10 protein-coding genes are annotated in these 24,916 nt (G+C 73.6%); all 10 read left to right on the top strand.

Annotated elements, in window-relative coordinates:
- The first annotated feature begins 59 nt into the window (after positions 1-59).
- The 10 genes from ACZ60W_RS28990 (at position 60) to ACZ60W_RS28945 (ending at position 24,903) form a co-directional block, all read left to right on the top strand.
- Positions 60-440 carry a hypothetical protein gene (locus tag ACZ60W_RS28990; protein ID WP_469758339.1) on the top strand — a complete coding sequence of 127 codons (381 nt, stop codon included), beginning with the start codon at positions 60-62 and terminating at the stop codon, positions 438-440.
- Between the two features lie 82 nt (positions 441-522).
- Positions 523-1,902, top strand: coding sequence for a type VII secretion integral membrane protein EccD (gene eccD, locus ACZ60W_RS28985; RefSeq protein ID WP_469758338.1), 1,380 nt, complete (start codon positions 523-525; stop codon positions 1,900-1,902).
- A gap of 58 nt (positions 1,903-1,960) precedes the next feature.
- Positions 1,961-3,433: a type VII secretion protein EccB gene (gene eccB, locus ACZ60W_RS28980; protein WP_469758337.1), complete on the top strand. Its 1,473-nt coding sequence runs from the start codon at positions 1,961-1,963 to the stop codon at positions 3,431-3,433.
- Between the two features lie 101 nt (positions 3,434-3,534).
- Complete coding sequence (locus ACZ60W_RS28975; RefSeq protein WP_469758336.1) at positions 3,535-3,873, top strand: hypothetical protein; 339 nt, start codon at positions 3,535-3,537, stop codon at positions 3,871-3,873.
- 74 nt (positions 3,874-3,947) lie between these two features.
- The gene (locus tag ACZ60W_RS28970; RefSeq protein ID WP_469758335.1) at positions 3,948-4,244 is read left to right on the top strand and encodes a WXG100 family type VII secretion target; all 297 of its coding nucleotides are present in this window, start codon (positions 3,948-3,950) and stop codon (positions 4,242-4,244) included.
- Positions 4,245-4,390: 146 nt separating this feature from the next.
- Positions 4,391-4,831 carry a hypothetical protein gene (locus ACZ60W_RS28965; RefSeq protein WP_469758334.1) on the top strand — a complete coding sequence of 147 codons (441 nt, stop codon included), beginning with the start codon at positions 4,391-4,393 and terminating at the stop codon, positions 4,829-4,831.
- A gap of 34 nt (positions 4,832-4,865) precedes the next feature.
- Positions 4,866-7,115, top strand: a complete 2,250-nt coding sequence (locus tag ACZ60W_RS28960; RefSeq protein WP_469758333.1) for a hypothetical protein — start codon at positions 4,866-4,868, stop codon at positions 7,113-7,115.
- 47 nt (positions 7,116-7,162) lie between these two features.
- Positions 7,163-7,729 (top strand): YbaB/EbfC family nucleoid-associated protein, encoded by a 567-nt coding sequence (locus ACZ60W_RS28955; protein ID WP_469758332.1) that lies wholly within the window; start codon positions 7,163-7,165, stop codon positions 7,727-7,729.
- Complete coding sequence (locus tag ACZ60W_RS28950) at positions 7,722-8,030, top strand: hypothetical protein (RefSeq protein WP_469758331.1); 309 nt, start codon at positions 7,722-7,724, stop codon at positions 8,028-8,030. The genes ACZ60W_RS28955 and ACZ60W_RS28950 overlap by 8 nt, the downstream gene beginning before the upstream one ends.
- A 148-nt stretch (positions 8,031-8,178) precedes the next feature.
- On the top strand, positions 8,179-24,903 hold the full coding sequence (locus ACZ60W_RS28945; protein WP_469758330.1) for a WXG100-like domain-containing protein: 16,725 nt from the start codon (positions 8,179-8,181) through the stop codon (positions 24,901-24,903).
- Positions 24,904-24,916: the final 13 nt, after the last annotated feature.

Raw genomic sequence — 24,916 nt, 5'->3', positions numbered from 1 at the left:
CGCCGGGGTGGGCGAGGCGGTGTGCGCACGCACGTCGGGTTCGGGTCGGGGGGAGAGCGGTGCACGAGGACGAGGGCGACGAGGTGGACGAGGTGCGGGCGCTGTTGCGGGCGTGGCTGCCGGGCGTCGGCCTCGGGGTCGAGGACGCGCAGGGCGGGGCCGTGACCGGTCTCGACGTGCCGGCGGCCCCGGCGTCGGCGGTGGTGGACGCGCTCGTCCGGCTGCTCGGGACCGCGGCGCCGGGCGATGTCCCGGAGCCCGGGGCGCGGCTGATCGCGCGCGCGTTCGTGGTGGAGGAGCATCCGTCGGCGGCCGGCTGGAGCGAGGGCGAACGGCGGTCGGTGACCGACCTCGCCGCGGTGCTCGTGGCGCGGCACGGCGAGGCGGGTGTCGAGGCGCTCGTGCGCGCGCTGCGCGGTGGTCCGCCCGGGGGCGGCTGAACCCGTCGGCGGGGTCCTTCCGTTCCCCTGTCCGCCGAGGGCTTTCCGGCCTCGGCTGGACAGCAGGAAGGACACGCGGGCAGTGAGCGGTAGCGCGGTGGCGGGGCTGTGCCGGTTGAGGTTCCACGGGCCGCACAAGGTGGTCGAGCTCTCCGTACCGGCCGACGTCCCCCTGGCGGACCTGTTGCCGACCATCGTCGGGTACTCCGGTGACGATCTGGACGAGAAGGCCGTCGAGGCGGGCGGCTGGGTGCTCCAGCGGCTCGGCGAGGAGCCGCTGGACGAGGAGCGGACGGCGGAGGCCCTCGGGTTGCGCGACGGCGAGCGCCTCTATCTGCGGATGCGCCGCGAGGCCCTTCCGGAGGTGCACTTCGACGATGTCGTCGACGGCGTCGCGGCGGGTCTGGAGCGGCGCGGCGACGGCTGGCACCCCGCACTGACCCACCACCTGGCGCTCGGTGTGGCGCTGCTCGCGCTGGCGGGGGGTTTCGTCCTCCTCGCGCTCTCCGGCGACCTGGGGCCGCTGCGGGTGGTCGCGGCGGCGGGCACCGGGATGCTGCTGCTCCTCGGCGCGGGGAGCGCGGCGCGGGCGGTGGGCGACGCGGGGGCGGGTACGGCGCTCGGCGCGGCGGCGGTGCCCTATCTGGCGCTGGCCGGGGCGCTGGTGCCGGCCGGGGAGGGCGGCCTGATGGGCGCCCGGCTGCTCGCGGGCGGCTCGGCGGCGGCGGGAGCGTCGGTCCTGGCGCTGGCGTCCGTGGCCTGCTCGGCGCCGCTGTTCCTCGGGCTGCTCGTCACCGCGGTCGCCTCGTCGTCGGCGGGGGCGCTGGTCCTGGCGGGGCTGTCGGCCTCGGAGACGGCCGGGGTGACGGCCGTGCTCGTGGTGGCGTTCGGGGCGTTCCTGCCGGGGTTCGCCTTCCGCCTCTCGGGGCTGAGGCTGCCGGCGCTGCCGCGCCGGGCCGAGGAGCTGCAGGAGGACATCGAGCCGTACCCCGCGCAGGAGGTCGTGGAGCGCAGCGCCGTCGCCGACGGCTATCTGACCGCCTTCCACGGGGTGACGGGCGTCCTGTGCGCCGGCTGCCTGACGCTGATGGCGCCCGCGCCCGGCTGGGCACCGGTGGCGCTGACGGCCGTGCTGTCGCTGCTGCTGGTCCTGCACGTGCGGGAGGTCGGCTCGCGGTGGCAGCGGCTGGCCCTGATCCTGCCGGGGGTGTACGGGCTGGTCCTGCTCGCGGCCGGCTGGGCGGCGGCGCTCGGCGCGTCGGGCCGGCTCGGGCTGCTGACGGGTCTGGTCGCGGCCGCCGCGGCGCTCGCGATCTTCTCGTGGACGGTCCCGGGGCGGCGGCTGCTGCCGTACTGGGGCCGGGCCGCCGACCTGCTGCACAGTGCGCTGGCGCTGAGCCTGCTCCCGCTGGCGCTGGCCGAGGCCGGGGTGTTCGCGTGGGTGCGCGGGCTCACCGGCTGAGCGGCCCGACCGGCGACACCCCGACCCCCGACGTCCCCTTCCCACCCCAGGAGTTCCCATGCAGTCCAGACGCGACCAGGTGCAGGCCCACCTGTTCGTGATGAGCAGGCTCGGCGCGGGGATGCTGCGGGGCGAGCCCGACGCCCTGGACCTGCCGACCCGCCGGACCACCCGGGGGGTGCGTTCCGGACTGCTCATCGCCGTGGTGATCGCGCTCGTCATGGGCCTGTACGGGGCGATCAGGCCCGGTGGAGCGACGGGCTGGGCCAAGCCGGGGACGCTGGTCGTGGTCAAGGAGACGGGCGCCCGGTACCTGTTCGTCGGCGGTGAGCTGCGGCCCGTGCTCAACCAGGCCAGTGCCCGGCTGGTGGCCGGCGAGAAGATGACCGTCACGCAGGTCGGGCTGAACTCGCTCGGCGCGGTGCCGCGCGGCGGGCCGGTGGGGATCGTGGGGGCGCCGGACGGGCTCCCGGCCGCGTCCGCGCTGGGCCGGGGCGACTGGCTGGTGTGCGGTCTGACGGAGGCCGCGGGGACCGGCGAGCCGGGTCCGGTCGTGTCGGTGGCCGTCGGCGCGGCCGTCACGGGCCGGGCGCCGGGACCCGGACAGGCGGTGCTGGTGGCCGCCTCGGACGGCACCGAGCACCTCCTGTGGCAGGGGCGGCGCCTGCGCCTCGGCGCGGGCGCAGGGGCGGCGCTCGGCTACCGCACGTCCGCCCCGTTCCCGGTGGCGTCCTCGTACCTCAACTCGCTGCCGGCGGGACCCGACCTCGCCCTGCCGGAGATCGCGGGCCGCGGCACGCCCGGTCCCGTCCTGGCCGGGCGGGAGACCCGCATCGGCCGGCTGTTCACGGGCCCCGGCGCAGAGCCGTACGTCCTGACCCGGAAGGGGCTTGCGGCGCTGGACCGCACCCGGTTCGAGCTGCTGCGGGGCGACCCGCGCACACAGCGGGAGGCGTACGCGGGCGCGCCGGCGGTCGCCGTGGAGGTGGGCGCGGCGGATCTGGCCGCCCACGCGGCACCGGCGGGGACCCTGCCGGACGTCGGCCTTCCGGCGGCTCCGCCGGAGCTCGTGCGGCCGGACCCGGGGCAGGCCGTGTGCACGGCGGTGCGACCCGCCGCGGACGGCGGCCCCGGCACCCTGGTGACCGTGGTCGACGCGGCGGCGGTCGCGGGCCGGCCCGTGACGCCGCAGCCAGGCGTGACGGCGGCGTGCGGTGCGGCGGACCTGGTCTCCGTACGGCCCGGCGGCGGCGCGCTGGTGCGGGCGCTGTCGGGGGCGGGTGCGACAGGGACGACGTACCTGGTCGCGGACAACGGGGTGAAGTACCCGCTGCCGACACCGGAGTCCGCGAAGACCCTGGGCTACGGGGGCGCGGTCGCGGTGGGCGTGCCCGCGACGCTGCTGACCATGCTGCCCTCGGGGCCGGCCCTCGACCCGGCGGCCCTGGCCGCGGCGGGGGTGGTCGACTCGGCCAGGGCCGCGGCGGATCCGGTCTGCGCCGGAGCGGCGCGGCGGGACCCGAAGAGCTGACGGCAGCGGTCGCGTCCACCGGGAGACCGGTGAACCCCGGGCGCTGAAAGGCCCGTTCCCCCTGCCGGAACCCCCACGACCGTACGATCGAAGGAGATCAGGTGACCGACATTCCCCACGACAACCTCAAGGTGTCGTCCGCGGTGCTCACCCAGACCCTGGGCGAGCTGGAGGGGCACCTCCAGACCATGGAGCGGGCCTACACCCAGTCCGAGGACATCGCCCAGCAGGTCGCGGACAGCATGAAGTCCACCGCCGGCACCAAGTTCATCGCGAAGATCGAGAACTGGCAGCGCGGCTACCGCACGGTGATGGCCGAGTACAAGGACCTCCTGGACGCCGTCGGCACCACCAGCAAGGTCATGACGGACACCGCGGGCGAGGCGGAGGCCAACATGGACCTCTGGAGCGGCGACGTCTACGACATCCTCAGCAAGTGACGCCAGGGCGGCGTGCCTCCCGAGCCTCCGCCGCCTTCCCTTCCCTCCCCTCCTCTTCTCGGTAAGGAACGCGCATGGAAGACATGAACATGGACATCAAGCACGGGGCGCTGGAGGACGCCAATGCGCAGATGAAGCAGGTGGCCGCCACCATGAACTCGGCCCTCCACACGATCGTGCAGCGCCTCGACGCCATCCAGACCGAGTTCACGGGTGAGGCCGCGAAGGAGTTCACCGAGTTCAAGCAGGCCGTGAGCAATCTGGACCTCAGGCTTTCGGAGCAGTTCGACAAGGGCGCGGACCTGCTCGCGGACGCCCACGGCATCATCCGCAACGGCGACCGCAAGAGCGCCTACCTCTTCCAGCGCTGAGCCCCCTCCGGAACCCGGCCCGCCGCCCTCGCCGGCTCGCCGGGTTCCGTCGTTCCCGGGCAGGTCTGAACCCCGTGGTGCGGGGCCCGCGTTCTCCGTGCCGGACGGCAGCGACGTACGAGCGAGACCTCGGCAGGAGAGCACTCATGGGATCCACCCCGCAACCGCACGACGAGACGGTCACGTCGATCACGGACGACGTGCTGCGCGACTTCGCGTTCAAGTTCGACACGCTCCTCAAGGACTTCCAGGATCCGTCGGTGATGGCGCTGCTGTCCTGGGAGAAGGGCGTCGGCAACAGCAAGCTCCTGCCGGGGAACGTCAAGGAGATGGTGAGCGCCCTGTCCGTGCAGGAGGGCTTCGCGTCCCTGTGCAAGGAGCTGAACGGGGCACTGGAGGCGTTCCGCAGGATCGCCAAGTCGGCCAACCTCGACCTGATGTTCGTCAAGGAGACCTTCCAGAACTCCGACGACGAGTCCGTCGACGTCACCGAGATGTGGGAGATCCTCAACGACATCCAGCGGGACTCCGGCGGCTCGGGCGGTTCGGGCGCCGGGTCGGGCACCGGCGCCGCCCCGAAGCCCTGACGCCGCCGACGCCTCCGGAAGGACTCCCGCACCCATGACCACCTTCACCTGGGAACAGGCCATCAAGGTCCTCCTCCCCGACACCAACTCCCTGACGAACCGCGAGGCGGTGACGGGCGAGAAGTGGCGGGCCTCGGAGACCGCGCACGTCGAGATCGTGTCCGGCGACGGCAGGTCCCTCTCCGAGAAGTTCGACGTCTCCTACATCATCCCCATCCCCGCCAACCAGTACGTGAGCACCGTGTACTCGTGCGTGGTCGGGTTCAACCTGGACTGGAAGAACGTCCTCGACAGCCCCCAGTCCAAGTTCAACCTGTTCCACAGCGACGCCGACAAGGCGCTCACGGAACTCGTCTTCTCCCAGACGCGCAGCACGGGAGCCGTCAGCTTCGCCTCCTTCGACGCCGCGGCGGAGGTGGTCCACGGCGCCCACGCCTGGCTGGCGAAGTGGACCCCGATCCTCAAGCGCTGGGAGGAGAGCGTCGACGCCGACGAGAGCGAGTGGAAGGGCAGCGCGGCCGGCGCCTTCCGGAAGTTCCTCGACGTCGTCTCCACGGAGATGAGCAAGGTCCAGCTCGACCTCGCCCAACCCCAGTTGCCCCAGGGCGCCACCGGCTATCCGACCACGTTCGACTTCTCGAAGAACAGCGGGTACGAGACCCTCATCGCCGATGCCAAGCAGCAGCTCAACAGTTCCCTCTGTGCGATGTACGTCGCGCTGGAGAACTGGTGGCGGCCGGCGAACTCGAAAGCGCTGGGCCCGGCCTCCAGCCCCGTGACCCTGAGCCGTGACGCGCTCACGGAGGTCATGACGGGCGCCACGTGCACCTTCACGTGGCGGACGCAGAACAGCGGCGCGCCCGGCCAGACCTACTACTACCCGTCGAACCCGAAGGTCGTCGACAGCGGCGGGTCCGACGTCAGCCAGAAGTTCTGGCTCGACGGCGTCGAGCTGAAGGCCAAGAAGAAGTGGCTGGACAACCTGGCGCCGCTCGACACGGCGGCGAACACACAGATGGGCAAGGTGGACACGAAGTACCTCGCCCTCGGAGGGGCACTGCGCGAGGGCATCTACCAGCCGCGCCTCCAGATGCCCACCGGCGGCGGCGCGGGCGGTCCCTCGACCGAGACTCCCCCCGGAGGCGGCGGTGCCGGCTCGGGCGGCGGTGCCGGTGGGGGCATCGGCGGCATCGGCGAAGGCGGTGCGGGTGGCGGCGTCGGCGGTGGGACCGGCGGCGGCTCCGGGAGCGGGGGGATCGGCGGGATCGGCGGCGGCACGGGCGGCGGAAGCGGCTCGGGCGGTCCGAAGACCGGGCTGCCCGACAGCTTCCCCGGGTCGGGCACCGGCGGCGGACCGGGTACTCCCCCGCCGACCCGGCCCGGGACCGGTACTGCGGGCGGCGGGGCCCCGCTGCTCGACAAGAACGGCAAGGCCGTCACCGGCGCGGACGGCAAGCCGGTCGTCCTGCCCCCGGGCTCCCGCATCGGCAAGGACGGCAAGGTCTACGACGCGAACGGCAAGCCGGTCCTCGGCTCGAACGGCAAGCAGATCGTCGCCCCGCCCGGCGCGAAGGTGGGGCAGCCGCAGACCTCTCCCGACGAGACGCCGGGCAAGGGGCTCCCCGGCTCCGGCTACGACCAGATCCGTCTCCCCGAGGGCGCCAAGGTCCTTCCGGACGGGACCGTCGTGGACGCCAAGGGCAAACCGCTCCTCGACTCCAACGGCAACCCCTACGCGCTGCCCAAGGGGGCCACCCTCAAGGACGGCATCGTCGTCGACACCAGCGGCAAGCCCCTGAGCCGCGCCTACCAGCTGCTGACCAACGCCGAGCACGCCCTCAACTCCCGTCCCACGCCGCACCCCGCGACCAGCGGTGGCCCCGGCACCGCGCACAGCAGACTGCTGGACCAGTTCGGCGGCGGCGCGGGAGGAAGCGGCGCCAAGAGCTTCACGGGCACCGCGACGGGCGGCACCGCCGCGCTCGGCGACCGGGCGGCGCGCTCCGTCGGCCTTCCCCCGCCGGGCTCCGGCGCGACCGCCTCGGCCGGCGGGGAGACGGGCGGCCGGCAGGCGCCGGGCGGGACGGGGACCGGTACCGGAGGCGGTACGGGCAGCGGCGCCCCCGCCACGCAGTCGCCGATGATGCCGCCGATGAACCCCGGCGCCGGCGCCGGCGGCCAGCCCAACCAGGGCAAGGACCGGCAGCGCACCACCTGGCTCACCGAGGACGAGGACACCTGGGGCACCGACACCGGATCCGTCAGCGGGGTCATCGGCCGCTGAGGCCGTCCGTCCCTCCTCCCTCCCCCTCCTCTCACGAAAGGCGGCCCATGGCCCTCGACTTCGACGGCATCCTCAAGGACGCGATGTCGGCCCTGCACGACCAGCGGGACAGGATGCTCGCGGCCAAGCGCGAGCTGGACGCGGCGACCGCGTCCGCGACCTCCAAGGACCACATGGTGTCGGTCACGGTCGGCCCCCAGGGCCAGGTGGTCTCGATGACCTTCCACACCCAGGCGTACCAGTCGATGGCGCCGGCCGAACTGGCCGCGGCCCTGGTCACCGTCCTCAACGAGGCCCGGGCCGCCATGGGCAGCCAGGTCATCGACCGCATCAAGGGCTTCCAGGACTTCGGGGGCCACCTGCGCAGCGTGACGGGGCTCGCCGGGACCCCCGTCGAGATGGACGAACTCCTCAAGCCGCTGCGGGCGATGGCCCCTTCCTTCGGTCTGGAGGAGACCCTGGGCGTGCCGAAGGCCGCCAAGCAGGAGGAGTTCGCCGCCGACGAGGACACGAAGGCCGGCCGTGCCTCCGAACAGAAGGCGCAGCAGGAGGAGTTCGCCGCCGAGGCCGAGAGCCGCATCCCCACCGGAAAGCAGGAGGAGTTCAGTGGCTGACGACCTGAAGGTCCTGAGCGACCTCAAGAACAAGTTCGCGCACTACGACGACTACACGCGCTGCCTCACCGACCTCAGCCGGGCGATCGTCGAGATCAACCGGATCAACAAGCAGTCGGCGGGGCAGGACGAGATCGGCAAGACCTACCACCAGCAGGTCGACCGGCCCACCGAGAACCTGACCGAGACCCTGGAGTACGTCAGGAAGCGGCTCGGGATGGTCGTCGACGCCGGGAACAAGACCACCGACATCATGGCGAAGTCGGACGAGGAGGCCGGTTCTCGCTCCGAGGGGTTCTGACGCAGGGGACCGCCGGTGCCGGGCGGTCTCCCGCCCGGCCCGCGGGTGCGGGCCGCGTCCGCGTGGTCCCGCCCCCGCTGAACCCCGCGGACGGTCCTCCCCGTTCCTCCGGGCACAGCCGTCCGCCCGATCAGAGGACCCCCACGCCATGGCCATCAACCCGCCGGAAGGGATCGCCGACTTCCTCGCCTTCGTGTCGGGCATGGAGTGGCCCGAGGCCGACGAGGACCTCATGCGGCGGGTGTCGGAGCACTACGGTGCCATCGCACGCGACCTGGAGACGCTGTCCGGGTACGTCGTCGAGCTCATCCCGATCGTCAAGAACGACTTCGAGGGCGAGGCGGCCGACTCGTTCCTGCTGTCCATGAACGACCTGGTGGGCCAGACGGCGGGAGCGAACCAGCTGGAGCAGACGGCGGAGCTGTCCCGTCAGCTGTCCGAGGTGGCACTGAAGGTCGCCAACCAGGTCGAGTACACGAAGATCATGGCGATCCTCCAGCTGGTGCAGCTACTGGCGGAGATCCTGTTCGCCACGCTCTTCTCCGCCTTCACCTTCGGCTCGGTCTGGGGCCCGGTGTCGGCGCTGTTCGCGGCGACGCGGGAGGGCCTCCACCAGCTGTTCCGGTGGCTGCTCCAGACGATCATCAGCCAGACGTTCATCGGCATCGTCGGCGGCGTCTTCCAGGACACGGTGATCCAGCTCTACCAGCTGGGCGCGGGCCACACCACGAGCTGGAACACGGAGTCGCTGATCGACTCCGTCAAGCAGGGCGCGCTGAGCGGCGTCGTCGCCGGTCCGCTGGAGATCCTGTCCCACTACGGCGGCAAGCTGCTCGGCCGGCTCATCGGCAAGACTCCCGAATCGATCATCAGCAAGCGGCTCGACGACGTCGTGAACAAGATCGACGACAAGCTGGACGACATCACGCCCAACCCGAAGCCCGACGTCCCGACCGGCGGCTCGGGCGCGGCGGCCGGAGCCGGGACCAGGTCGAAGCTGGACGACCTCGCGTCGAAGACGGACAAGGACCTTCCGCCGACCCCGCCCCAGAAGGCACCGTCCGGCGTCACTCCTCCCCCGGTCCCGCCGAAGACCGTCGGCGACGGCATCGTGCCCGCGCCGTCGCCCACGCCCGGCCGGCCCAAGGCGGAGACGCCGGGCGGCGCCACCGCCAAGGACAAGCCGAACGCCCCCGCGACGGGGGCGCCCGCCGCGGGCAAGGGGACCACCCCGCCGACCGCGGGCAAGGGAGACGTACCCCCCACCACAGGCAAGGGCGGCGTCCCCACGACAGGCAGGGGCGAGGTCCCGGCCCCCGGCAAGGGCGACGCACCCGGAGCGGGCAGGCCGGACGCGCCCTCCGCGGACAAGACCGATGTGCCGTCCCCGCACAAGACGGAGAGTGTCGGCGGGAACGAGGTGCCGGGCGCGGGCAAGGCCGCCGCCGGGGACGCGCCCACGGCCGGGGCGTCCGGCAAGGCTCCCGACACGTCGACGGCCGGCCGGGCCGCGGGCGACGCCGGGAACCCGCTGGACGAGATCCTCTCCACCCCGGAGGCACGGTCGGCGTTCGCCAAGGACGTCGGCGAACTCCTCGGCGGCGTCACCCGTAACCTGGAGACCGGGTTCATGCGCTTCGGCGAGGGGACGATCGCGGACTCGTTCTCCAAGAAGATGGGCGACGTCTTCTCCGAGCACCTCGGCAAAGCCGGCGCCAGGGAGGCCGGCGAGGCGTTCGGCGAGATGCTGGCCCGCAAGTGGGTCCGGCTCGGCGCCGACCACACCGAGCTGCCCGAGCTGCTCACCAGGGCGATGGGGGACTTCGGCGCGCTGGCGCCGCTGAAGAACCTCGCCGACGCGATGCCGAACCTGTTCGCCCGTTCCGAGCACAGCAACGCCCTGGCCCGCATCTTCAAGCAGGAGAACCCGCTCCAGGGCAACCCGATGTACCAGCTCGGCGGAGCCGTCGCGGGCCTGCTCAACGAGGGCACGAACGAGATGCTGAGCGAGGGCTTCTACAACCTGATCTTCGGGGACGGCGAGTTCAAGGTCAGCGGCGGCCCGTTCGCCACCGGCGTGGCCATGGGCGCGCTGAGCGCCGGCCTGCACCGCGCGTTCGAGCCGATCACGGTGCGGTACCAGAACTGGGTCCTCACCCACCAGCACGCCGACAACCCGCACGACAGCAAGTACTTCGGACTGCTGCACCCGATCAACATCGCCTCGTTCGTGGCGAACATGACGGGCAACCCGGCCCCCTGGCCGGTCCCCCGCCCCACGTCAGAGGCGCAGGACACGAGCTTCGCCCGCGACATGAAGGACATGGTGAAGTGGGTCTTCTCGAACCCCATCACCGGTACCCCCTTCTTCTCCGACCTGCCCAAGCAGCCGGACGTCACGGTCGAGAGCGACGGTGACGGGGCCTTCACGCCGCTCGTCCTGGACGCGGGCCCGTCGTTCGCCGACGAGATCGCCCGGGACCCCCTGTTCCGGACCGAGTCGGACGGCGACGCGCCCTCGGACGACGGCGGTACGAAGCCGGACGAGGAGGAGGGCACGGTCCCCCGGCCGTCCCAGGCCACCGTCTCGTCGGATCTTTCCTCGCTCCTGGGCGGCGACACCGAGGCCCTGACGCCGAACCCGGCGGAGCAGGGCCGGGACCGCACCGAGGCCCGCCCCGTGACCGAGAGCGGAGGCGGCGACCGGTTCACCCCGTCCGTGCCGCGGGAGACGGGTGACCCCGCACGCACGGAGGTGTCAGCCCCGACCGAAACGGCCACGGGACGCAGGCCCCACCCGCTCCAGGCCGAAGCCGACAGGGCCAGGGCGCAGGGACTCGACTACCTCCTGCCCGTGCACGACGACGCGGATCCCGACGACACCACACCTCCCTCCGACCCCGTGGCCGCCCCGCTCGACAGCGGCCGCGACCACGACGGCGACGGTGACGGTGACGGTGACGGTGACGGCATCCCCCGCGGCGACACCGACGGCATCGTCCGCCCCGGTGACGACGAGGACGCCGGCACGACCCCGCCCGACGACACCGTCCGGGACATCCCCTCCGGCATCGCCGTGGGCGTCCTCACCCCCGCCCAGACCACGGCGCTCCAGGCGATCCCCCGGCGCCCCGGCGTCTTCGTGGTCGGCATGCACACCGATCCGCGTACCCCTCACGATCCGGACGCGGTCCTGCAAGCCCTCGCCGACGCCCACGACGACGGGCGGCTCGATGACGTCACCGAGATCCAGTTCACCGCCTGCGGCCTCGCCTCCCCCGTCCACGAGAGCACCGTCAGGACCGTCATGAGCGGCCTGTGGAGACACCGCGCCGCGAAGGGTACGCCGGCCCCCGACCCGCTCACGGCCCGGGCCGCCGACGCCCCCGTCTGGTACGTGCCCACCACCGGCGGGGACGCGGCCGGCGCCCACCTGCTCACGGCGCGCCACGTCGGGCTCACCCCGGACGGGAAGATCGCGGTCGTCGACGAGGGCGCCTGGCACGTCTACGGCGACAGCGGCGACCCCGACCACACGCCCGTTCGGACGACCCCCGACGCCGACGCCCTGCCCGACGACGCGGTCCGCTTCCTCTTCCGCACGCCCGCGGTCGACGCGGAGCACCCGGACGCCGTCGCGTTCGGCCCCGGCGGCTCGACGCCGACGGACAACGGCGAGGGCTCCAGCTCGGGTGCGAGGCGCTCGGGCGCCCCCTCCCGGCCGTTCACCGACGAGGACGACGCCTCCGTCGACGACCTCGTCCGCATCCGCTACATGCAGGCGTCGGAGGAGTTCGAGAGGCGGCTCGCGGCGTATCTCTCCACGCGGGACGACGTCAACGAGGTCGCGCGGGTCCTCGCCCGCACGATCTGGGACAGGGTCGAACCCCGGTACCGCGAGAGGCTGGGGACCGACAACTACTCCTTGCCCGGTGCCGTGGGACGGAGCGCGGAGCGCCTGTCCCACGTGGTCGAGCACGGCAACCTCCGTGAACGCATGACACTGATCTTCAGGTCCATCTCGACGTCCACGCTGCCCCGTGCTCTCGACCGTCTGCCTCAGTACCCTCAGGTCATTCAGGCCGAGCGCAAGTACAGGGAAGTCCTTCCCGATCCCGAGAAGCACGACGCCCTCCTCAAGGCACTCGGCACGATGACCCAGGAGAAGCGGAACAACACGAAGGAATACGCAGAGACCCATGCCGAGTGGAAGGACGTCGCGGCGCGCCTCTACAAGGCCGACGCGAAAGACGTCAAGCCTGCCCTCAGCGACCGGGAGAAGGAGAAGGGCCGGAACAAGAAGGGGCAGTTGACCTGGATCACCGGAGCCCAGCGGTCCCACCTCCGCATGACCTCCCCCCTCCAGAACGTCAGCGAGGAGCACGGCCGGCTGGTCAGGACCGGTACGTCCGGCTCGGGCTACTACTTCCACCAGTACGCCCAGTTGATGGCCGAGCGGTGGGGCGTCGCCGTCGACCACCAGGCGTTGCGGCTCGCGATCATCGCCACCTTCGTCGGGCAGGGCCACCACTCGCTGCCCGAAGTGCTGAACGGCTCCTCGGTGTTCGCCGCGGAGTTCGACGTGCCCGGACTGCTCACGCCCGCACCGGCGGCGTCGGGCGTGCCCGACTGGGCCCACTACCACACCCTCTCTCCGCTGAGCGAAGACGAACTGCGCAGGCACGTCGCGGTGGACCGCAGGTTCCCCGACGAGATCGCCGCGGACCACCGCCGCGATCTGGAGGAGGAGCGGCGGTCACGGAACGGGGCGGGCGAGGGCACGCGGGGCCCCGAGGACATGGACCTCGATCCGCCGACGTCCAAGCGCCGGTTCCCCTTCGACGAGGACGGGGACGGGGACGGCGAGGACAGCGGGGAGGACGGCGGCGCGGGCGGCTCCGACGGCGACGGCGACGTCGTCATGCAGTCCAAGCGCCCGCGGCCCGGAAGCAGTCCTCACCTTCCCGAGGACTCCTCCCTCAGCCGGCCGGGGCAGCTGAACCCCGAGGAGGTTGCGCCGGCGGACCGCCCGATCGGCGCGGACCGCTGGTCGGCGTGGGAGTGGACGCCCGGCCGTCAGGACGTGCCGCCACCCGCCCGCGTCCGCACCGAACGCTTCGACCCGGCGGCGGACCCGACGGCCACGGGCCCGTTCCCCGGCACGGCGGACCGGCGGAACGACGACGGGACGCTCGCGGGGCGGCGCACGCTCATCAGCGCGGACGTCCAGCGCTTCACGGTGCCCCCGGACGGGGACGGGGCGCCCGGCGGTACCGTGCGCCTGGTGAGGGTCACGCTCCCGGTGGCCGTCGACCACTCGTACGCGGCCGCGGACGTCGCCGCGCTGCGGGAGCGGCTCCAGGGGCTCCTGGACACCCACGTCAACCTGGGCTTCCGGCTGCCGCGCAGCCGGGATCAGCTCCACATGGAGGTGCGGCTCGACCCCATGCCCGTCCCCCGGGACGGCACCAGGGGCGAGGACTGGGTCACGGTCAGCCGGGACGGCGGGCCCGGAACGCGGTCCGACCAGCTGCACCTCCGGCTGCACGCCGACGACGCGGCCCCGGACGCGCGGCTGCGTGACGACGCCATGCTGCTGCACGAGCTGTTGCACTACGCGGGGCTGCCCGACCGCTACCACGACGCCGAGACGCTGTTCCGGCACACGCCCGGCCGGGCCGACGCGTCCGGGGTCATGGCGACGGCCGCGCTGCCTGACGGGACCCTCCCCCACCGCTACCTGGAGGCCGTCGAGGACGTGTCGGAGTCCGGCTCGGTCCTCCACGACAACGCCGGTCCCGGCTCGTGGACCGCACCCGGGAACGGGCCGGTCCGGAGCATCCCGGCCGGCATCGCCGTCGGCCCCCTGTCCGCCACCCGGACCGCCGCCCTCCGGGCGGTGCCCCCGCGCCCCGGCGTCTTCGTCGTCGGCATGCACACGGACCCGGACACCCCGCACGATCCTGACGTCGTCCTCAGGGCGCTCACCGAGGCACACGACCAGGGGCGGCTGGACGACGTCACCGAGATCCGGTTCACCGGCTGCGACCTGGCCACGCCTCTTCACGAGAGCACCGTCAGGACCGTCATGAGCGGCCTGTGGAAGCACCGCGCCGCGACGGACGCGGAGGCCGGGCCGCTCACCGGTCTCGCCGCCGACGCCCCCGTCTGGTACGTGCCGGGCGGCGACGGGCTGTTCACGGCGCGCCACGTGGGCGTCACGGCCGACGGCCGGGTCACCGTCTTCGGCGACGGCGCCGACTGGCACCGCTACAGCGACACCGGCGCGCCCGACCACACCGCCGCGAGTACCCCCGTCGGGGACGACGGGGCCCCCGCCGACGCCGTGCGCGCCCGGGACGCCGACGGTCCCGCGCACGAGGGCGCGGTGCGGTTCGGTGAGGAGGGCGATACGACGACCGGGCCCGTCGCCGGCGACTGGCCGATCTCGACGTCGCCGCCGACGCCGCACGTCGAGGAGGCGCGAGCTCTGCTGGCGAAGCTGCCCGGCACCGGTGTCGACGCCGAAGGGCTGGCCAGGGTCATCGCCCACGCCAGGGAAGAGGCGGTCGGGCGCCGCGAGGAGGGTGGCGCCGAGCGGCGGGTTCCGCAGGACCTCGCCGAGATCCACCGCCGGATCAGGCCCTACTGGCACCCGGTGCAGACGGGCGCCGTGCTCGCTCCCGAGCGACTGGGGGAGTTGCAGGAGATGACGCGCGGCCAGGAGACGTACTCCCTGGACACGCTGTTCCCCGCAGCCTCCGCGTCCGCCTGGACGACCCGGCAGGGGCACACTCCCGCCGCCGACGACGCGATCATCGAGGTGCACCCGCTGATCGGCTGGTCCGCGGGCGGCGAGCACGACGCCCTGCGTTTCGCGTTCACGCCCGGCGCGCACTACGAGGTGAGGTCGGTGACGCGTGCCTCGGGCGGCCGGGCCCTGGTCAAGATCCGCGAGGTGGATCCGGCGGAGCCCGTCGGCTCCGTACGGGGACCGTCCCGACGGACGGATCCCGACGCCCCGGTGATCGGCGTCCCGGGCATGAGCTACGCGGGACCGAGCCGTCCCACCGCCACCGGGCCCCACTGGAACGGCAAGAACTACACCTTCGACTCGAAGTTCTACGTCCACCGCGGAGAGGTGGAGGTGGAGCTGGTCGACGGGCAGCCGCACGTACGCCTGTACACGGCCGTGGTCGCGGAAGTCCCGCTCGCCGTCCCGGAGGACGGCGGCGCCCTGGCCTCGTCCACGGGGGGCGACCACAAGGACATCCAGCAGGACCCGCGTACGGGCGAGGTGGTGATCCACACCGGCAACGCGAGCCTCATCTGGACGAGCGTCGGCACTCCCCTGCGCTCCGTCGCCTGGATGATGAAGTACCAGGCGGCCGAGGCGGCGAACGCGGAGCGGCCGGGGTACGTCCCGCTGAAGCCGCTGATCCGCTCCTACCTGGTCCCCCAGGCGGTCTACCACCGGATCACGGAGGCCGCGCGGGACTTCACGGACCCCCAGGCCGGCGCGGCCACGCTGAGCGTCGACCATTCGGGCGACCGCAACCAGTTCGGCATCCGCGGGGACGATCTGGACCTCCTGCGCGAGAAGGCCGTGGCGCTCTCCCTCGTCACGTACTACGACGGCGCCACGGACCACATGAGCGAGGACTCCGTCCTGGCCGGGCACACCTATCCGAAGCACGGCGAGCACCTCCACGTGAACGAGCTGCGGGACCGGGTCGGGATGCCCGACTCCGAGAGCCCGCTGCTCGGCCGCGCCTACAACCCGTGGCTCAACGGCACGTCGCACCAGAACAGCGCGACCGCGCTCGAACGGATCTCGCGAAAGCTCCGCCAGCACCATGTCACGTGGAAGCACTCCCTCCAGCTGCCCCACCAGCGCGTACCCGACCCGATCCTGGACGACGGCAAGCTGCCGTACGAGGCCCGGGTGAAGGAGCTCGGCGTCTTCCTCAAGGAGCACGAGAGGCTGCTCGACATCACCAACCCCGGCGGCGAGGCGCTGGACCGGTACGACCCGGGTTCCGTCACCGGCCTCATGGAGGGACCCGTCCTCCTGTGGGCCACCCACGCGGCGATCGCCCACGAACTCTCCCGTCAGGACACCGAGGTCACGGCCGACCTCGACGTGCGGCAGGAGATCGTGTGGCACGACTTCGCCTCGCTGCGCGCGGCGTGGCAGGGGGTCGTCGACCGGCAGACGGAGGTGGGCCGCGAACTGAGCCGCTTCCTGGCCGACGGGGAGCCGACCCACCGCATGCTCGACCTCCTGGCCGACGAGTCCCCCGAACTCCTCGACCGGTACGAGATGATCTGTGCCCCGACCGAGGAGTACCGGTTCTACGAGCACGCGCAGATGGTGGCCGGACAGTTCCGCAAGCTCGCCGCCGCCACCGGCGCCACGGGCACGCGGCTGATCCCGGCGGACGCGGTGGTCAAGGCGATCCTCTTCCACGACATCGAGAAGCTGAACTCGAAGGCGATGTACGGGAAGGGGAAGACCGCGCACGACGCGGAGCCGGAGCACCGCGGCGCCGTCGAGCTCATGTACCGCTACCGGTACCTCTGGGGCGGACCGCTCGACAAGGGGGCCGACTTCGCCTTCCGCGCCGCTCTCCAGCTGGTCGACTCCGACCCGCTCGGCTTCTACTTCAGGAAGAAGAACGACGAGAACGAGACGTTCCTCTGGCTCGCCGAGACCGCGCTGCGGCTGACGGGCAGGCCGCTGACGGTCCTCGACGACGCACGACGGCGCCCCGCCCCGCTCGACGAGGCGGCGCTGACGGACATCCGGAAGTTCTTCCACGAGTTCGTCCAGTACTACCAGGCGGACCTCTCCTCCTACACGCGCTACAGCAGCTACCGCTCGTACGGCGAGGAACACATCGGGACGAAGACCTTCGACCACTACTTCGCCGCACCGGAGACGGCCGGATCGTCGCCCGGCCAGGGGCCGAGCCTGGCCGAACCGCCGGCGGCCGGGGAGGCGGCGGACGGTTTCCCGCAGTACGGCCGGTTCCGGTTCGCCGACATCCCCGAAGGCCCGAACGCGTCCGCCTACGAGACGATGTACGGCCGGCTGGCCGGCATGTTCGCCGACGACGAGACCGTGCGGACCCACTTCGAGGCGATCGGGAGCGAACGTCTCCGCGTCCAGGCCGCCAAGCTGGGCGACACGGCGAACGCGAGGCCGCCGCGGAGCACGCAGGAGACCTCGCCGGAGACGTCGGAGCAGCCCGAGGACTCCGCCGACGACGACCTGTTCGACCTCTTCGCCTCCGACGGCGGCGACACCCCCGCACCCACCCCCACCGTCTCCCCGTCCTCCACCGAGCGGATCGAGGAGCTGGTCGGGTCGCTCACCCGCTCCCGGCAGGCCAACGACACCCATCACCTCGTCGACCCCGACACCGATCCGGCGCAGGCGGACCGCATCCGCGGCACCGTGGCGCGCTTCCCGCGGGACGACCGGTTCTTCACCCTGGCGAGCCACATCGCGGGGACCGACGGGGCGCCCACCTGGCGCGGCCGGAGGGTCCCCGCGGCCGAGCTGGCCGTCGTGCTGTCCCGGCTGGCGGACGACGGGGTGTGGGACACCGCCAAGCCGCTGCAGTTCGCCGCCTGCGGGCTGGGCGAGAACCTGGAGCGGTCGTACGCCGCCGACACCCTGCGCGCGCTGCGGGACCTACGGCCCGACCTCCCCCTCACCGCGTACGCGCCCCGGTCCACCCTGTGGTTCGTGCCCCCGGTCACCGGCGCGTCGACGACGGACACCGACGGCCCCGGCCACACGGCGGTGGCGCGGAAGGTCGTCTGGGGCGCCGACGGGAGGCCCCGCCTGGTCCCCGACCACTGGGTCAGACTCTCCCTGCGGACGGGCGGCGGGGCCACGGTCGAGACGACGCTGCTCGACGCCCACATGCCGCCCGACGGCCTGCTGTCGGACGACGGCGTGCCGGCGACGGCGGCAGCGCCCGACGGCTACCTGGCCGACGGTGACGAGCAGTCAGGCGACGTCGCCGAGGCCGTCGCGTTCGGGCCTGCCGAGCTCAACGAGGGTTCCTCGTCGACGCGCCCCCAGGAGCCGCCGCGACCGCCGGACGCCTCCTCGGACGGCTCCGCGTCCCCGGCCCCGCGCCCGCCCTGGTACGTCGAGGACGGGACGGCGCTCGGCGACGGGCGGGTGGTGTCCGTGACCGGTCCCGACCGGCCGGACTCCGCCCTGAAGGAGGCCCGGAACGAGCTGAGGGCCACGGTGGGCGCCAGGACGGCCGACAGGGTCCTGAAGCGGATCGAGCCGCTGCTCACGAGCGCCGACGCCGACGTCTGGAACGACTTCCTGCGCCACGGGGCCGTGCTCGCCGTCGGCGGCAAGGTGGTGATCGTGACCGCGGGGCCGGTCGACCTCGCGCACCACGCGACCCAGGCCAAGGAGCACATGGCGCCGTACGCCTCGGGCAACCAGGGCGTCACCAACCGCGCGGTGACCGCCGGTGGCAACCAGTCGGCGGCGGGCGGCGTGGACTCCGTGGTGAAGCTGGCGAACATGACGAACGTGACGGGAACGACCCCGTCCGTCAAGGTCTCCGCGGGCACCACGTACGCCTCGGCCCGGACCTCCACGGCGGACACCCAGGGTGCCGGGCGGACCGTGCCGAAGGAGGTGCACGAGTTCGACGGGACCGTCCGCGTCCAGGTGCGCGTGCTCGACGGGGACGCGTCGAGCGTGACCGGGTTCGCCCACCCCACGCGCCTGCGGCTCGCCCTCCCGGAAGGCACCGACGCGTCGGGCGACCGGACGCTCTGGAAGGTCGCGGCGCCGGGCGCGCTCAAGTCCGTCCTCTCCACCGTGAACGCGATCGCGCCGGGCCCCCTGCTGACCGATCTCGCCTCGGCGATGACCAAGGCGGGCTTTCCCGCGGACACCACCTCCGCCTTCCTCTCGAAGGTGGCCTCGGACGTCTTCAACGAGAAGGCGCTGAAGGACGGCAACCAGTGGTGGAGCACCGGCAGCCTGACCTCGGGCGTGCACTCCGCCGGCGGGTTCCCGAGGAAGTCGCTCTCGGGACACTTCCTGGTCGGCGCCGAACTGACCCGGCTGCGGCGGATGGGCCGGACCAGCGGGAACGTGCGGGTGCGGGAGGACTTCTCCGACGCGTTCGGCGTGAAGTCGAGCAGCAAGTTCGGCGACAAGTCCGGGCTCGCCGTCGGCGCCTCCTTCCTGACCGACCCGGACGGACCCATGGTCGTCCCGAGCGTGGAACTGGCCGTCAACGCGGCACGCTCGCACCACTCCGACGTCGGCGGCTCGGACAAGACCAAGGTCAAGCTGAAGCACACCGAGGAGCCGCAGGTCGAGTACCGCGCGACCGCCGTGTTCCAGGTGGAGTTCGTGTCCTCCTCGCGGCGGACGACGCTGTCGTTCGACTCGACGCTGGACCTCGCCGTGGGCGTGCCCGGCTCCCAGGCCGACGCCTTCGAGGCCGGGCTCCTCGGCCCGACGCCGGAGGCGGTGCCGGAGCAGACGGGCGAGCCGAACCGGGAGGCACCCGAAACCCCTCCGCCGACGCGCCTCCGGGTGATGGGCCGGGCCGTGCGCGACCTGCTGACGCTCGCCCGGCAGGAACCCTCGGCGAACACCGACGTCGGCAGGCTCCGGCCGTTCCCGAGCGGTGGGATGCCGGACGCGGCGGGGCTGCTGAGGATCGCGAGACGGCATCCGATCGAGATCGCGCCCTCGGGCGACGCGCTCCCGGACGGAGCCGCCTGGACGAGGCTGCGCGCGCACCCCCGGGTGTCCTTCGTCACCGGTAGGGACGTCTACTCGCTCGCGGGCGCGGGCGAGCCCGACACCGCCTTCCGCTATCACGTGGACTCCTCGGGGGAGGTCACCGCGGCCCAGCGCCTGCGGACGTCCGGCTTCGGCCGACTCTTCGGCACGCTGCAGCCGGGCGAGGCCGGCATCGCCCAGCTCACCCGGCTCGCCGCCGACCGGCCCTGGCTCGGCTTCACGGTGCACGACGGAACGGGCACCCCGCTCCACATCCCCGGCCCTCCCGGCGCGGACCGTCTGACGCTGACCGTCCGCAGGGACGGCGGCGGACGGCTCGACGTCGAGGGCTCGCTGCGCCACCCGGTCGAACAGATCGTGCGCAACCTCGCCGTCGAGGACGCCGCGGCGGCGGACCGGCCGACGCGGGTGTTCACCGACGTCCTGGAGGAGCTGGAGGGCTTCGCCGTCCGTCACCGTGCGGTGGAGGTGCGCGTCGACGCCGGGTACGGCGGCCACGACGCGCTCACCGCGGGGCTCGCCGGCCACCCGCGGCTGGTGCTGCGCGAGGAGAGCGACCCCCGGCGTTCGACGCCGTGGCTGCTGAGGGTCGACGGGAACGGCGCCCTGCTCGGCCCCTTCCGCCAGCGGTCCTCGGACACCGACCCCCTGGAGCCCCCGGCGCTGGCCTCGCGCACCGGGCTCGGTCCCGGCGTGGTCGGCGAACTCCCCGGCTCCCAGCGGGTCCTGACGACGGCCCGCACCTGGCTCGACGCCCACCTGGAGAGCTCGGGCCTGAGGAAGCGGCTGAGCGAGGCGCAGTACGCGCAGTTCCACCGGGAGCTCTCGGCCGCTTTCGGCACCCCGGGCATGCGGGCCCGCTTCCCCAAGCTCCTCGGCTCCGGCGTCCCGCTCGTCCTGAGGGCGGGCGACCGGGAACTCCGGCTGCACCTGCGCTCGGAACTGCTCGACTTCCGGGGCAGAACCGAGACGGGCGACCTGTCGCTGACCCGCGCGGTGACGCGCAGCGCCAACCAGACGGTCGGCGTCGGCGACCAGGTGTCCGTCGCGGCCACCGTCGGGGGCACCGTGCGCGTCGACACCCGCGAGAAGCAGCGGTTCGAGCCCGGGGGCAAGGTCGGCCTCGGCGCCACGCCCTCGAACGTCAAGGACTCCGTCGCCACCACCCTCAAGGCCTCGCGCGAGCAGGAGACCAGCGGACGGCACACCGAGTTCACCTACACGGCCGTCCACCACCTGACCGCCACGGTCCACGACGCCCGGGGCGACCGGCTGTCGGGTTCGGCGCTGCGCGTCGAGGGCGACGACGTCACCGCCGTGGTGCGCGTCGGCGAGGACCACCTCGCGAACGCCGCGACCGCCGACCGGCCGGCCCCCGGAGTCCTGACGGAGGTCGCCCGGAACGACGACCCGAACTGGCTCGGCGCCACCGACGAAAGGGAGTTCGTCCTGCCCCGCGACGGCCTCGGCGGCATCCACCCCGACTTCCTGAGCACCCGGCTGCTGACCGGCTCCGTGGTCGCGCTCGTCGCCGAGCACGGCCGGGCGGGGCAGCCCCGCCACGGGGACGAGGAGTTCGACCGGCACTCCGGGGACGACCTCGGCACCCTGCGCCGGAGCCTGACGCCGGAGCTGGAGGACGCGCTCACCCCGAACTTCCTCCAGTCCCGGTTCGAACAGCTCACGAGCCCGGAGGGCGCGGTGTTCCCGCTGCCGCCGGCGCCCTCCGGCCGCGCGCAGGCCCTCGTGGTCCGACTGCGGCTCGGCCGACCCGCCCACGAGGGGTCCGGCACGGGGACCAACCTGACCTACACCACCGAGACGGGCACCAAGTCCAGTACGGCAAAGACACGTTCGCTCACCTACGGCGGCGGCCTCAGCCTCGGCGGCCACGCCTCCCTGGCCGGGAAGTCGGTCGCCGCCGCCGTGTCCGCGGAGGTCACCCGGACGCACACGAGGGCGCGCACCCTCGCCTCGACCGGCACGGGCACGTCGACGGCCACGTACAAGGGCACGAGCCACCGCTACCGCGCCGACGCCTACTACGAGATCGCCCACCACACCTGGCGGCCCGACGGCCGCCTCTCGACGGGCCCTGCGGACCCCTCCTCCGGGACGCGGTACGTCAAGGTCGAGGGGGGCGTGGAGCTGACGGTCCCCGACCACCAGGCCCACGTCCTCGGCCTGCCCGGAACCGCACCGCGGCCCGAGGTGACGCACGAGCCCCGCTCGTACGTGGACGCCGACCTGGCGAAGGCCGTCTCCCACGTCGAGAAGCTCGGCGCGGACGACGTGCTGGCCGAGGTGAAGAGCCTGCTCGGCACCTTGAAGGGCATCCCGGACCACCTCGGCGACGGCACGCCCACGGACTTCTCCCGCGCCCTGGAGACGGTGTTCTCGCCGGAGGCGCTGCGCGCCTCCTTCGCCGCCCTCAGCACCACCTCGGTCCGTCAGGTGATCAAGCTGCGGCAGCCCGGCGGAGGCGCCCGGATGATCGGCGTCCGGGTCACCGCCCGGGTCGGGGACCCCACGTACCGGGGCCCCCGTGACCGGGTGACGCTCGCCCTGGGCGCCGCCGCCACCCGGTCCACCGCCTCCGCGTCCGGTGTGTCGGACAAGGGGGGCGGGCAGGTGTCGGTCACCCTGAAGGCGACCGGCGCGGACGGCATGTCGCGCGGCGGCGCCAAGCTCGGCGCCGGGGCGGACACGTCCGCCGGCCGCACCACGACCGTCACCACGTCCGCACGCGACCAGCACGGCTTCGAGGTCAGCGGTACGGCACAGGAGTTCAGCCACCCCGTCGCGTACACGGTCCAGGTCTTCGACGCCTCCGAGCCCCACCAGATGGTCCGGCTGGCGGGGGCCGCGCTCACCGCTCCGGCCCGGCTCGTCGACCGGGTCACGGACGGCCGGGCCGGCCGGTGGTTCGCCGAGCAGTGGGGCGGCGAGTGGGAGAAGGTCTTCCCCTCGGGTCACAAGCCCGCGGGCACGAGGACGATCGCGGACCGCGAGGTCCGGCTCCTCGTCCCCGACCATCTGACCCGCCCGGGCGTGACGGCCCCGGAGCGGACCGAACCGGTCGGCCGCGTCCGGCCGAAGGGCCCCACCGCCGTGGCCCCGGAGGTCCGGAGGCTGACCGACGACCTTGCCCCGGCCCTGCGTGCCCTGTCCCTGCCCGGACTCGGCGGGGTCGTGAGGTGGCTGCCGACCGCGGCCGCCCTCCCGCGCCGGGTCACGGCGGAGGACACGGGCACCCACCTCCGCGCGGACCTCGCCCCGGCGACCCTGGCGGGCCTCCGGACCGACCTGCTGACGACCGAGCGGAACCTGCGCGCCAACGTCCGGCAACTGCTCGGCGACGGCTACCCGGTGCCCGTGGCGGACGGCGAGCACGTCACCGTCCGGATGGTCGTCCGCAGGACCCGCCACCTCGCCTCCGCGGAGTTCGACTCGAGCGGGGAGACGCAGGTTCGGGAGCGGGAGACCGAACGTGAGCGGGAGCGGACCACCCTCGCCTGGTCCGGGTCGGTGACCCCGGACGGCCCCGCGGGCACCTCCGGTCCCACGGCGCCGGAGGGCCCGGGCGTCGCCGGGGCGACCACGAACCTGGGCGCGCCCCTGGGCATCGGCGGCGAGCACGGCACCACGCTCAGCACGACGCGCAGCGAGACCGTCGACGAACGGGACAAGAGGAAGCAGACCCAGCACTACTACACCTCGGACGTCACCTGGGTCCTCACCGGCAGCCGGCGCACCACGGTGGAGATCGACGTGGACGGCGGCCTGATCGGGCTGCTCCACGACGACCAGGCCGGCGTCCTGGCGGAGCGGCACGACGACCTCGTCGTGGGGCCGCGGGCGGAGCCGGCCACCGACGGTGAGGCCGCACCGGTCACCCGCGAGGACACCGACGGCCCGGAACAGGGTGACGGCGAGGCGGGCGGGGAGCGGACTCCGCCGTCGGTCGTCGTCACCCCGCCCGACGACGCCGGCATCCGCGCCTCCGGCCCACCGCTCGACCCCGCGCGGCTGTCCCCGCCGGCCGCTCCGCGGGGCCCCGTGCCCGGAGTGACCGTCACACCTCCCACCGACGGGAACGCGAACAGGCGTGGGGACGGGGATGCCTCCGTCGTTCCCGGCGGCACGTCCGCGCCCCTCGATCCCACCCGGCTGGCCCCTCCCGCCACCCCGCCCGGCCCCGTGCCCGGCGTGACCCTCACCCCGCCCGCCGACGCTCCCCTCCTGGCAGCCGCCCCGGGCCTCCGGGTCACCGTGTACGAGACGCAGGGACCGGCGCCGCGTGCGCGCCGCGAGGGGGACGCGCGCGTGGAGCCGGTCGCGGGGGTGGATCCGATCGCGCTCGCCCTGACCGGGCCGCCGAGGGACGCCGGGTCCTTCCCCGCCTACCGGCCCGTCCGGCCAATGGGGGCCGCGGAGGAACGGCCCGCGCTCCAGGTGTCCGACGACGGCCGGTTCGCGGTGCCGGACCAGCGGCGGGGAGCCGGGGAGTTCTACGCCACGCCCGACGCCGTCGCGGAGGCGCGGTCCCTGCTGTCCCCCGCCGCGGGGACGCGCCTGGAGGTCGACCCGCGGTCCCACGTCCGCTTCGACCTGAACGGCACGGAGCACACCCTGCTCCGGGTCACGGTGCGGGGCGGCGATCCCGGCTCCGTCCCCCTGGTGGTCGCGGGTGACGCCGGGGGGCACCACGTCACGCTCTCGGGCGGTGCCCGTCCCGACCGGCGGGACGCCGACATGCGGCGCGCCGTGGACACGAACCTCGACCACTACGGCCCGGAGCTGGACGCGGTCGCGGAGAGGCTGGAGGGCGCCGACCCCGGGCGCACGGAGCCCCGTACGGTGCTGGCCCGCGCCCTGGCCGACCTGCGCCGGCTGCGGCAGGAGGGGCGCGACCCCGCTGCCCTGGCGCGGGCCGAGGCCGAGGCGGTGCGGGCCTTCGGGGCGGCGGTCGGGGACGAGTACGGGCTCCCCGAGGACGACTGGCACCTGCGCCTCGGCCGGCCGCCCGTGGCGGTCGCCCTGCCGTCCGTGGACTGGTCGCTCTGATCCGCCTCCGCCC

The organism is Streptomyces sp. NPDC104202 (assembly GCF_055584185.1).
Note: the sequence above shows the minus strand (reverse complement) of the source record. Positions and strands in the feature narration are given on the sequence as shown.

Coding starts and splice junctions, on each gene's coding strand:
- ACZ60W_RS28955 (WP_469758332.1), top strand. CDS start 7,163: ATGGCCCTCGACTTCGACGGCATCCTCAAGGACGCGATGTCGGCCCTG.
- eccB (WP_469758337.1), top strand. CDS start 1,961: ATGCAGTCCAGACGCGACCAGGTGCAGGCCCACCTGTTCGTGATGAGC.
- ACZ60W_RS28945 (WP_469758330.1), top strand. CDS start 8,179: ATGGCCATCAACCCGCCGGAAGGGATCGCCGACTTCCTCGCCTTCGTG.
- ACZ60W_RS28970 (WP_469758335.1), top strand. CDS start 3,948: ATGGAAGACATGAACATGGACATCAAGCACGGGGCGCTGGAGGACGCC.
- ACZ60W_RS28965 (WP_469758334.1), top strand. CDS start 4,391: ATGGGATCCACCCCGCAACCGCACGACGAGACGGTCACGTCGATCACG.
- ACZ60W_RS28960 (WP_469758333.1), top strand. CDS start 4,866: ATGACCACCTTCACCTGGGAACAGGCCATCAAGGTCCTCCTCCCCGAC.